Below are 10,000 nucleotides of genomic sequence, written 5' to 3' on the forward strand. Positions count from 1 at the left end.
TTTGCCAGATATACTGGGCTACAACAGCCTGTGAAGACAAATAATTTTGCACGGGTTGGTCTAATCCCGTCAGGATTTTTAATTCAGGTTCCCAGTGTGGGTTAGGTAAAAAGCGTGCATCAAAGACATAATCGGCGTCTTTAGGAATACCATATTTAAAACCAAAGGATTCAAACAGAATAACCAGACGTCCTGTTTTTTGCCCAAGGATACGCTCTCTAAGCTGTTCTGCCAGCTGATGTACGTTTAGCTCTGTGGTATCCAGATACAAATCGGCGCGGCTGGAAATGGGGTCTAGCAGCTGCTGTTCGCGTTGGATTGCTTCATCCAGCGACATAGCCTGATGAGACAGCGGGTGCAAACGGCGGGTTTCGCTGAAGCGTTTAATCAGGCTGGTGTGGTCAGCGTCCAGATAGAGAATGGTCAGGTCGACTTTATGTGGCAGGTAAGACAGGATATCTGTTAATTCATCGGGGTCTTGTGGCAGGTTGCGAACATCAATACTGACGGCAACACGTTCGTATTGTCCCATAACGGCGTTGGCTAACGTTGGCAACAAATTAACAGGGATGTTATCTACACAATAATAACCAAGGTCTTCCATAACGCGCAGGGCAACAGATTTGCCCGAACCCGATCGACCACTTACGACCAGTAACTTCATTTTGCCGCTACCTGTTCTGCGCCAACCATCAGCAACTGATACAAATCATGGCTGCTGGCGCTGTGACGGATCTTTTTGGTGAAGTCTTTTTGGCTAAGCATTCGCGCTATGCCGGACAGGGTAGATAAATGCGTCTGGCATTGGTTTTCCGGGATCAGGATGGCGCAAAATATATCCACAGCCTGATTATCAATAGCATCAAACTGTATTGGGTCTTTGCTGACGACAAACACCAGCAAGGGGGTGGTGACATTTTTTAATTTGCCATGAGGTATAGCGATACCACCGCCTATACCTGTAGAACCGAGTTTCTCACGGCTCATCAGTGCTTCAAGTATGTTGTACTCTGGAACTTCAGGTAAACGCTGATGCGCCAGTTCAGCTATGTATTCCAGGATGCGTTTTTTACTATTAAAAAGGACCGCACTCTTGGTGCAGTCCTCCGATAACATTGAGCTCAGGTTCATAGTTTCAGAATCAATGACGAGAAATTTTCTCTTTATGTTTAATAACTTGGCGATCCAGTTTGTCGATCAGCTGGTCTATCGCAGCGTACATATTTTCGTCTTCCGATACAGCGAATACTTCACCTCCGTTGAGGTGTAACTTAGCCTCTGCAATCTGCTTTAATTTTTCCACGTTCAGCACTACATGTACATTATTAATATGATCAAAATGACGTTCAAGTTTGGAAAATTTGCTATCGACGTACTCTCTCAGTGCTTCAGTGATTTCTACATGACGACCAGTTAAGTTGATTTGCATAGACTCTTCCTTCTTAATAGAGCTGTTAAAGCAAGCTCTTGCGCTGATTAGACGGCGGAATAAACAAGGCTTCACGATACTTGGCAATGGTACGCCGTGCGACATTAATTCCCTGTTCCGACAGTATTTCTGCCATCCTGCTATCACTTAAAGGTTTGGCAGGATTTTCCGCCGCCACCAATTTTTTAATAAAGGCGCGGATGGCGGTAGATGAACATTCACCACCGCTCTCTGTACTTACATGACTGGAGAAAAAGAACTTAAGTTCAAATATTCCTCTGGGTGTGTGCATATATTTTTGTGTAGTAACACGGGAAATTGTTGATTCATGCATCCCCACCATCTCAGCAACGTCGTTTAATACCATGGGTTTCATGGCTTCTTCGCCGTGCTCAAAAAAGGCCTGTTGTTGTTGCACTATACAATTAGCGACTTTTAATAAAGTTTCGTTCCGGCTTTCCAGGCTTTTTAAAAACCACTTGGCTTCCTGCAGGTGGGAGCGGATAAACTGACCGTCAGAAGCGTTACGGGCGTTGCGTGACATGGCGGCGTATTGTTCGTTAATTCTGATCTTTGGCATTGCATCAGGATTTAACTCGACCATCCAACGTCCTTTGATTTTCGCCACCGACACATCAGGGATCACATACGACTGTTCTTGTCGAATCACATCTGCACCAGGCCGCGGATTCAAACTGTGGATCAATCGCATCACTTCTTTTAAATCGTCTTCTTTGAGTTTAGTCACACGCATCAGAGAACGGAAATCTCTGTTGGCTAAAAAGTCAGTATATTCTTTAATAATATGCCGGGTTTCCGCCAGGTAAGGGGTTTTTGGATCAAACTGTCGCAGCTGTACCAATAAACACTCCTGAATGCTGCGGGCACCGACACCTACAGGGTCAAATAACTGGATGCGTTTGATCACCGCTTCAACTTCATCAGCTTCCACATCGGGCATGCCAAGGGATTCAAGAATTTCTTCGGTATCTATCGTCAGTAAACCATTTTCGTCTATAGCTTCGATAATAATTTCAGCTATAGCGCGGTCAGTGTCAGAAAAGGGTGTTAGCTGCATTTGCCAACGTAAATAGTCTTGTAGTGTTTCGCTGGTTTCGCCCTGAAATACAGTGTCTTCATCGCCATTAAAATTATTGGCACCTGCTACAGGAGCTGCGCTGACCAGGTCATCCCAGTGACTGTCGAGCGGCAAGTCTTCTTTGATATTTTGTTCGGACATCGCTTCGCTGCTGTCCTTGACTTCAGGTTCGTAATGCTCATCATGGCTGCTGTCGTAGTCAGGCGCGTCAAATTCGGCACTGTGGTTCAGCTCTTTGGAAGAAGGCTCCTGAAATGCGGCATAGTCATCTTCAGCTTCCAGCAGAGGATTGGCATCCAGTGCTTCCTGAATTTCCTGTTGCAGTTCAATAGTAGACAGTTGCAGCAGTTTAATTGCTTGCTGCAATTGAGGTGTCATTGTGAGCTGCTGACCAAGACGAAGTTGCAGAGACGGTTTCATGTACTTCTTATTTTCTCCAAACAACCCTATTCGGATGTTGTTTTAAACTATAACCTGAATTGCTCACCCAGATAGACATCCCGGACTTGTTGATTCGCTAATACTTCAGCCGGTGTACCTGCAGCAATCAGTTCTCCATGACTTACAATATAGGCAATTTCACAGACATCAAGCGTTTCACGTACATTGTGGTCTGTGATCAGCACGCCTATTCCTCTTAGACAGAGATGCTGAATAATTTTTTTTATATCTAACACTGAAATAGGATCAACACCAGCAAAAGGTTCATCCAGCAGGATAAAGGCTGGATCTGCAGCTAAAGCCCTGGCTATTTCTACCCTTCGTCTTTCACCACCGGATAAACTCATACCCAGGCTATTGCGGATATGGCCAATGTGGAATTCATCCAGCAAGGCATCGGCTTTTTCTTCACGCTGCTCTTCGGTTAAATCTTTGCGGTGCTGCAGAATCGCCAGCAGATTGTCATACACAGTCAGCTTGCGGAATATTGAGCTTTCCTGGGGCAAGTAACCAATGCCACTGCGGGCGCGGGCATGAATGGGATCAAAAGTGATGTCTTTGTCATCTAATGTGATTTGACCTTTATCGGATGGCACCAGACCAACAATCATATAAAAAGTCGTAGTTTTTCCTGCGCCGTTTGGCCCAAGTAAGCCTACGATCTGCCCGGCATTTACTTCAAGACTGACGTCCTTCACCACCTGACGGCCTTTATAACTTTTAGCCAGATGGGCCGCGACTAACTTCATTATTCTTTTCCTTCCGGGCTGAACACAGTAGTGACTCTTTCGGTTTTTTTACCGTCAGACTCTGCTTGCAGCTCTTGCTTCTCAAGGTTGTACTTGATGACAGCACCTTGCACCATACTGCCATTCTGGCTCAGTTCAGCATCGCCTGTCAGTACCAAAGTACCTTTGTCGACGTCATAGCGGATTTCGTTGGCACTGGCTTTAATTGGTTTATCGCCATCGAGCATTTGAGAATACTTAGCTGGTAAGCCGGACGCGATAAAGACTTCTTTACCTTTACCTGCGCTGGCTATCACTTCGAGTTTGTCAGCCTCAATCAGCAGGCTGCCCTGGTTGACTTTTACATTGTCAACAAAGGTCATGACTTTGTCTTTTATTGAACCAAACTGACGGTCCGAGTCCACCTGAATTTCTTTTTTGAAATCATCCGGGCCTGCCAGACAAAATCCGCTGAATACCAGAGCGATACTTAGTAAAATAATGTTACTTTTCATTGTAATAAACCGTTTTTGTGTGCTTTTTCAGCTCTATGTTCTGTGCATTCAAATCGGCCAGCATGCCAAGTCCCGAGATCTGAAAACCCAGTCCAAAAATCCGCACCTGTTCGTTTGACTGCAGCATATTGCTGTTAAACAGCAACTCCACTGCATTAGTTTCTATTCGGGTAAATAGGGGATCTGCAGACATATTGCGCAACTCCACCCGGTGTTCAAGAATGAGCTTGTCGTCAGGATAAAGCACAGCTTGCTCGCTTGTCACTTGCCATAATGGCACTTTTTCCTGATAAATGGTGTAGATAGGGAAATCAAACTGCAAAAAACCAAAGCGCTCGAAGTGTTCCATACGCTGCGCCCGGATCAGATCGGACAGATGACCCTCTTGATCGTAGATCATTCGGGTCAGATCCTGAGCGACATAATCGGGTTGATTATCCTGATTTCCGGGAACGCCACTTTGCTCCTGATCCAGCAGTTGCCAGCTATAAAAACCAGCAGCGGCTGCAACTATCAGTAATAACCAAAGAAATTGACGGATCATATGCTGCTTCCTGAAAAATCTGCAAACTTACCCTGACTGGTCAGCAGCAAATCACAAAGTTCACGTACTGCCCCAAAACCACCTGGTAAGGTACAGCGGTAATCAGCATGCAAACTCAAATACGGATGCGCATCCTGCACCGCAACACTTAAGCCACAGTGTTGCATCACAGCCCAGTCGGCCAAATCATCACCTATAAAAGCAATTTGTGAGGCTTCGAGTGTAAGTTTTTGCTGGAGTTCAGCAAAAGCAGCCAGTTTATTTTCCTGACCCTGATAGATATAAGGCACTGTTAAAGAGGTCATGCGTTGCTGCACTATGGTTGAATTGCGACCAGTAATCACTGCCACTTCAATGCCGGCATGGCGCAAGGCTTTGATTCCATAGCCGTCACGGGTATGAAAGGCCTTGAGCTCTTCACCCTGGTTGCCAAGATAAATACGACCATCAGAAAACACGCCGTCGACATCACAAATCAACAAACGAATATGCCTGGCTTTATGTTCCAGCTCCGGACTGATCGCCTGATACATTTGCGTAAATAAAGCTGACATCAGAGCACTCCGGCTTTTAGCAAGTCATGCATATTCAGAGCCCCCACTGGCACCTGTTGTTCGTTGACCACTATTAGACCATTAATTTTGCGTTGCTCCATAATTTGCAATGCTTCTGCTGCCAGCATAGCAGGTTTAGCTGTAATGCAGTTTCTGGTCATCAGGCTGGCGATAGTCGCTGTATGCAAGTCAACCTGCTGATCCAGCACCCGACGTAAATCGCCATCGGTGAATAAACCGGCCAATTTGCCGTTATCATCGACTACGGCCGTCATGCCCAGACCCTTGCGGGATATTTCCAATAAGGCTTCTTTCAGGCTAACCTGCTGATGCACCAGTGGCAAGGCTTCACCCGAATGCATGACATCTTCGAGCCGCAACAGCAAGCGGCGGCCTAAGCTACCACCCGGATGAGACAAGGCAAAATCATCAGCGGAAAATCCGCGCACGTCTAAAAGAGCAACAGCTATTGCATCACCCATAGCTAAAGTGGCCGTAGTGCTGGCGGTCGGAGCTAATCCTAAAGGACAGGCTTCCTGTTCAACCCGCACACAAAGATGCACGTCTGACAAAGTGGCTAAGGTCGATTCAGGGCGTCCAGTCATGCCGATCATTTTGATACCACGACGCTTCAGCACTGGAACTATCGTCAGGACTTCAGCAGTTTCACCCGAATTGGAGATCGCCAGCACTATATCGTCCTGAGTAATCATCCCCAAATCACCATGACTGGCCTCTGCCGGATGGACAAAAAAAGCCGGTGTCCCTGTGGAGGCTAGAGTAGCTGCAATTTTATGTGCAATATGGCCCGACTTTCCCATGCCAATCACTATTACTCTGCCTTTGCAGTCAAACATCATTTGACAAGCCAGATTGAAACTTTCGTCTATATAAGCTGCAAGTTGGGTTACTGCGGCTGCTTCGATCTGCAGTACCCGCAGAGCCTGAGGGCGAAAGTCCAGAGTCATGAAAAAATCCCCATTTAATAGTTCTGGTCAGCTTTTTAGTTTTTGCTGTCTGGCGGAAAGGATCTGGTAAGAAATACTGTCAGATCATCCAGATAGCGAAAACGTTAAGCTTTGATTCATTTTCAGCGCGGCACACTTTGCGGCCATGCACAGAGGCCGATATTTTCGTGCTTATCAGGTGTAAATGCAAAAGATTACGCAAAACAAACGAATTATTCTGTTTTTGCAATCAGTTGTTACTATTTTTTATAAGGTTGTTGCGACGAAAAACCTATACAATGGCAGGCCTTTATCCGAGCGCCTGGCTTGAAGTCGCTGTGGTGCATAGGTATATTGCGCGCCTTCAAATTTAGCGATGGCGCTACTCTCTGTTAGAAATGAGGATCAACGTGTCAGATATTCTGGTAGACATTCAGCACCTGACGTTCAAACGTGGTGACCGTGTGATCTATGATGACATGAGCATGCAGTTTCAGCGTGGTAAAGTGACGGCTATTATGGGCCCCAGTGGTATTGGTAAAACCACCTTGTTGCGTTTAATTGGTGGTCAACTAAAGCCTGAACAAGGCAAAATTCTGATCAATGGTCAGGACATTCCACAGCTCAATCGTAAAGATTTGTATAAAGCCCGGCAAAAAATGAGCATGTTGTTTCAAAGCGGCGCTATGTTCAGTGATATGTCGGTCTATGACAATGTCGCATTCCCTATCCGTGAACATACCCGTCTGCCGGAAGAGATTATTCGCCTGATGGTGTTGATGAAGTTGGAAGCCGTTGGCTTGCGTGGGGCCAGGGATTTGATGCCGGCTGAATTGTCAGGTGGTATGGCCCGCCGCGCTGCCTTGGCCCGTGCCATAGCTTTAGATCCACAACTCATTATGTACGATGAGCCTTTTGCAGGGCAGGACCCAATTTCGATGGGCGTGATCGTCAGGTTGATTCGTTCGTTGAACAACGCTTTAGGTTTAACTTCTGTTGTGGTGTCGCATGACGTCAATGAAGTGATGAGTATTGCTGACTATGTTTACGTAGTAGCAGAACAAAAAGTCATAGGGCAGGGTACGCCGGACGAACTTCGGGCTCATCCTTCGGCATTAGTTCAGCAATTTTTGCAGGGACAATCAGATGGTCCCGTGCCCTTCCACTTTAAAGCGGCTAGTTATAGTGCTGAATTAATGGAGTTAGCCAAGTGATAGTGGATAAGTTACAACAACTTGGACAACACAGTATTGCAAAAGTCCAGGGTATAGGCCGGGCAACTATTATGTTGTTCGGAGCTTTGGTAGCCTGGCCAACACCACGTAAAAGCTTTCCTTTACTGTTAAAGCAGTTGTACGTGGTCGGTGTGTTGTCTTTACTTATAATTCTGGTTTCAGGCTTGTTTATAGGTATGGTGTTGGCGTTACAGGGCTACACTGTGCTGTCTAAGTTTGGTGCCGAGCAAATGTTAGGGCCGCTAGTAGCTTTGAGTTTGTTGAGGGAGCTTGGGCCTGTAGTTACAGCTTTATTGTTTGCCGGCCGTGCAGGCAGTGCTTTAACAGCTGAAATTGGTCTGATGAAAGCCACTGAACAGTTGTCTGGTATGGAAATGATGGCTGTGGACCCGCTACGCCGTATTATTGCCCCGCGGTTCTGGGCTGGTGTCATTAGTATGCCGCTACTGGCTTTGATCTTTACTGCTGTAGGTATACTCGGCGGCCATTTGGTTGGTGTCGATTGGTTAGGTGTAGACGGTGGTGGTTACTGGTCGGCTATGCAGGCCAATGTAGATTTTCAGCAGGATATTTTGAACGGTGTGATTAAAAGTGTGGTGTTTGCCTTGATTGTGACCTGGATAGCCTTACATAAAGGTTTTGATGCGGTGCCAACTTCAGAGGGCATCAGTCAGGCGACAACACAAACAGTAGTGACATCTTCTTTAGCGGTCTTAGGTTTTGACTTTATATTAACAGCAGTAATGTTTGGTGGATAAAAAATGACATCTCGCAAAATCGAAGTGTTGGTGGGTCTGTTTGTAGCTTTGGCTATCGCTGCTTTTATGTTGTTATCTCTGAAGGTGGCCAACAGCGGGATGACGGGTTCGGGCGAAACTTATATGTTGTACGCCAAGTTTGAAAATATTGGTGGTCTAAAAGTACGGTCTCCAATCAAAGTGGGTGGTGTAGTCGTAGGTCGTGTCCGTTCTATTGAACTGAATACTGAAGAGTATTCGCCTGTAGTGGCTATGGAAATAGACAGCCAATACAATAACTTTCCTGAAACCAGCTCAGTGGCTATTTTGACTTCAGGTTTATTGGGGGAACAGTACCTTGGCTTACAACCAGGTTTTGTGGATGAAACTGTTTCTATTCTGAAAAGTGGTGATTACGTCGAAGACACCAAATCCGCTATCGTACTGGAAGAGTTAATAGGCCAGTTCTTATTTAACAGAGGAAGTAACTAAGCATGAAAAATCTGCTGGTAAAAATTGCGGCTACAGCATTGTTCTCTTTGGGTTTAGTTGCTCAGGCATCGGCTGCTGACGTAAAAACCTATGAAGATCCGTACAAAATGATCGAAGCTGTAGCTGATCAAACCTTTCGCCGTATCTCCAATGATCAACCTGTGATCCAAAAAGATCTTGAGCATTTACGTGTGATAGTCAACGAAGAGTTAGTGCCTTATATTGACAGTCGTTATGCGGCTTTTCGTGTGATTGGTAACTACATCAAGCAAACTAAACCTGAAGAGCGTGATGCTTTTGTGGTGGCATTCAAAGATTATATGGTGGCGACTTATGCTGGTGCTTTGACCCAGTACAAAAATCAGAAAGTGATTTTTGAACCTGCAAAAGCAGTGGGTAATCAAAATATCGTGACTATTAAAACCCGTGTTATTGATCCTGGTAAGCCAGATATCAATATCGAGTTTAAGTTACGCCGTGCTAAAGATGCGCAGAACTGGCAGGTGTTTGACATGGTGGCCGAAGGTATTTCTTTACTGGACAGCAAAAGAGCTGAGCTTGGTAATTTGATCCGTCAGCAGGGTTTAGCCAGTGTCACAGCGTTGTTAATCGAAAAATCAAAAGCTCCTATCACGGCTCCTTTGCAGGGTAACGATGCTAAAAATTAGTCAACAGCAACAAACTCTGGTTTTTTCCGGCGCTTTGGATCGGGATACAGTACCAACTGTATGGCCATTTAAGTTGTTAAAAAAACTGACTGGAACAGTCGTCTTTGATTTCAGCGAGTTGGCACTCGTGGATACTGCTGGTCTCGCCTGGTTGTTACATCAGGTTGCGCAGGCCGCCAAACTTGGATTGACTGTCCAAATGCGCCATGTGCCAGAGCAATTGCTTTCTCTGGCGCAATTGTCAGATGTTGTGGCCTTATTGCCACTGGTTAAAGAGGATAGTACCAATGCAGTGTAATGAGATTGAGCTGTTATTAACAGAACAGCTGAAACTGGCTGAAGTCTATGTAAAAGCTGAGGGAAATCATTACGCTGTAACTGCTATAGGCGACTGTTTTGACGGGGTTAGCCGGGTTAAACAGCAGCAAATGATTTATGCCCCTTTGATGGCAGCTATTGCTGATGGTAGTATTCACGCCGTTTCGATAAAAACTTTCACGCCGACTCAATGGCGTCGTGAAAAATTACTTAACCCACCTGTATAGTAGTTAAAGATGCAACAATTTCTGGTTTCAGGCGGCGCCACCTTAAAAGGTGACGTTGTTATTTCC

General features: G+C 45.7%; 15 protein-coding genes. 6 read left to right on the plus strand and 9 right to left on the minus strand.

Annotation, left to right across the window (positions count from 1 at the left end):
* The 9 genes from rapZ to LDL40_RS09355 form a co-directional block, all read right to left on the minus strand.
* A partial coding sequence (rapZ, locus tag LDL40_RS09315; protein ID WP_300995045.1) for an RNase adapter RapZ occupies positions 1-664 on the minus strand: 664 nt, incomplete at its 3' end.
* On the minus strand, positions 661-1,116 hold the full coding sequence (ptsN, locus tag LDL40_RS09320; protein WP_300995046.1) for a PTS IIA-like nitrogen regulatory protein PtsN: 456 nt from the start codon (positions 1,114-1,116) through the stop codon (positions 661-663). The genes rapZ and ptsN, both read right to left, overlap by 4 nt.
* Positions 1,117-1,141: 25 nt before the next feature.
* Complete coding sequence (gene hpf, locus LDL40_RS09325) at positions 1,142-1,429, minus strand: ribosome hibernation promoting factor (protein ID WP_046520423.1); 288 nt, start codon at positions 1,427-1,429, stop codon at positions 1,142-1,144.
* 25 nt (positions 1,430-1,454) lie between these two features.
* Positions 1,455-2,948, minus strand: a complete 1,494-nt coding sequence (locus LDL40_RS09330; RefSeq protein ID WP_300995048.1) for an RNA polymerase factor sigma-54 — start codon at positions 2,946-2,948, stop codon at positions 1,455-1,457.
* Positions 2,949-2,995: 47 nt separating this feature from the next.
* Complete coding sequence (gene lptB / locus LDL40_RS09335; protein ID WP_367304310.1) at positions 2,996-3,718, minus strand: LPS export ABC transporter ATP-binding protein; 723 nt, start codon at positions 3,716-3,718, stop codon at positions 2,996-2,998.
* Positions 3,718-4,212, minus strand: coding sequence for a lipopolysaccharide transport periplasmic protein LptA (gene lptA, locus LDL40_RS09340; RefSeq protein WP_300995050.1), 495 nt, complete (start codon positions 4,210-4,212; stop codon positions 3,718-3,720). Before lptA ends, lptB begins: the two co-directional genes overlap by 1 nt.
* Positions 4,202-4,756, minus strand: coding sequence for an LPS export ABC transporter periplasmic protein LptC (lptC, locus tag LDL40_RS09345; protein ID WP_300995051.1), 555 nt, complete (start codon positions 4,754-4,756; stop codon positions 4,202-4,204). Before lptC ends, lptA begins: the two co-directional genes overlap by 11 nt.
* Complete coding sequence (gene kdsC / locus LDL40_RS09350) at positions 4,753-5,310, minus strand: 3-deoxy-manno-octulosonate-8-phosphatase KdsC (RefSeq protein WP_300995052.1); 558 nt, start codon at positions 5,308-5,310, stop codon at positions 4,753-4,755. The genes lptC and kdsC overlap by 4 nt, the downstream gene beginning before the upstream one ends.
* Positions 5,310-6,278 carry a KpsF/GutQ family sugar-phosphate isomerase gene (locus LDL40_RS09355; RefSeq protein ID WP_300995053.1) on the minus strand — a complete coding sequence of 323 codons (969 nt, stop codon included), beginning with the start codon at positions 6,276-6,278 and terminating at the stop codon, positions 5,310-5,312. Before LDL40_RS09355 ends, kdsC begins: the two co-directional genes overlap by 1 nt.
* Positions 6,279-6,655: 377 nt before the next feature.
* Between LDL40_RS09355 and LDL40_RS09360 the strand changes: the two genes are divergently transcribed.
* From LDL40_RS09360 to LDL40_RS09385, 6 genes are read left to right on the plus strand one after another with little or no spacing between them, the layout of a single operon-like run.
* On the plus strand, positions 6,656-7,471 hold the full coding sequence (locus LDL40_RS09360) for an ATP-binding cassette domain-containing protein (RefSeq protein WP_300995054.1): 816 nt from the start codon (positions 6,656-6,658) through the stop codon (positions 7,469-7,471).
* Positions 7,468-8,250 (plus strand): lipid asymmetry maintenance ABC transporter permease subunit MlaE, encoded by a 783-nt coding sequence (gene mlaE, locus LDL40_RS09365; protein ID WP_300995055.1) that lies wholly within the window; start codon positions 7,468-7,470, stop codon positions 8,248-8,250. The genes LDL40_RS09360 and mlaE overlap by 4 nt, the downstream gene beginning before the upstream one ends.
* Before the next feature lie 3 nt (positions 8,251-8,253).
* Positions 8,254-8,721, plus strand: coding sequence for an outer membrane lipid asymmetry maintenance protein MlaD (mlaD, locus tag LDL40_RS09370; RefSeq protein ID WP_300995056.1), 468 nt, complete (start codon positions 8,254-8,256; stop codon positions 8,719-8,721).
* Positions 8,722-8,723: 2 nt separating this feature from the next.
* Complete coding sequence (locus LDL40_RS09375; protein ID WP_300995057.1) at positions 8,724-9,389, plus strand: phospholipid-binding protein MlaC; 666 nt, start codon at positions 8,724-8,726, stop codon at positions 9,387-9,389.
* Positions 9,376-9,687 (plus strand): lipid asymmetry maintenance protein MlaB, encoded by a 312-nt coding sequence (locus tag LDL40_RS09380; protein WP_300995058.1) that lies wholly within the window; start codon positions 9,376-9,378, stop codon positions 9,685-9,687. Before LDL40_RS09375 ends, LDL40_RS09380 begins: the two co-directional genes overlap by 14 nt.
* Positions 9,677-9,934: a BolA family protein gene (locus LDL40_RS09385; RefSeq protein ID WP_300995059.1), complete on the plus strand. Its 258-nt coding sequence runs from the start codon at positions 9,677-9,679 to the stop codon at positions 9,932-9,934. The genes LDL40_RS09380 and LDL40_RS09385 overlap by 11 nt, the downstream gene beginning before the upstream one ends.
* The last annotated feature ends 66 nt before the right edge of the window (positions 9,935-10,000 follow it).

The organism is Rheinheimera sp., assembly GCF_020217005.1.
Classification (GTDB): Bacteria; Pseudomonadota; Gammaproteobacteria; order Enterobacterales; family Alteromonadaceae; genus Pararheinheimera.

Excerpts from the sequence above, each read along its gene's own strand:
- hpf (WP_046520423.1), bottom strand. The coding sequence starts at position 1,429 with ATGCAAATCAACTTAACTGGTCGTCATGTAGAAATCACTGAAGCACTG.
- kdsC (WP_300995052.1), bottom strand. The coding sequence starts at position 5,310 with ATGTCAGCTTTATTTACGCAAATGTATCAGGCGATCAGTCCGGAGCTG.
- mlaD (WP_300995056.1), top strand. The coding sequence starts at position 8,254 with ATGACATCTCGCAAAATCGAAGTGTTGGTGGGTCTGTTTGTAGCTTTG.
- lptC (WP_300995051.1), bottom strand. The coding sequence starts at position 4,756 with ATGATCCGTCAATTTCTTTGGTTATTACTGATAGTTGCAGCCGCTGCT.
- lptA (WP_300995050.1), bottom strand. The coding sequence starts at position 4,212 with ATGAAAAGTAACATTATTTTACTAAGTATCGCTCTGGTATTCAGCGGA.
- LDL40_RS09385 (WP_300995059.1), top strand. The coding sequence starts at position 9,677 with ATGCAGTGTAATGAGATTGAGCTGTTATTAACAGAACAGCTGAAACTG.
- lptB (WP_367304310.1), bottom strand. The coding sequence starts at position 3,718 with ATGAAGTTAGTCGCGGCCCATCTGGCTAAAAGTTATAAAGGCCGTCAG.
- LDL40_RS09330 (WP_300995048.1), bottom strand. The coding sequence starts at position 2,948 with ATGAAACCGTCTCTGCAACTTCGTCTTGGTCAGCAGCTCACAATGACA.
- LDL40_RS09380 (WP_300995058.1), top strand. The coding sequence starts at position 9,376 with ATGCTAAAAATTAGTCAACAGCAACAAACTCTGGTTTTTTCCGGCGCT.
- LDL40_RS09375 (WP_300995057.1), top strand. The coding sequence starts at position 8,724 with ATGAAAAATCTGCTGGTAAAAATTGCGGCTACAGCATTGTTCTCTTTG.
- ptsN (WP_300995046.1), bottom strand. The coding sequence starts at position 1,116 with ATGTTATCGGAGGACTGCACCAAGAGTGCGGTCCTTTTTAATAGTAAA.
- LDL40_RS09360 (WP_300995054.1), top strand. The coding sequence starts at position 6,656 with ATGAGGATCAACGTGTCAGATATTCTGGTAGACATTCAGCACCTGACG.
- LDL40_RS09355 (WP_300995053.1), bottom strand. The coding sequence starts at position 6,278 with ATGACTCTGGACTTTCGCCCTCAGGCTCTGCGGGTACTGCAGATCGAA.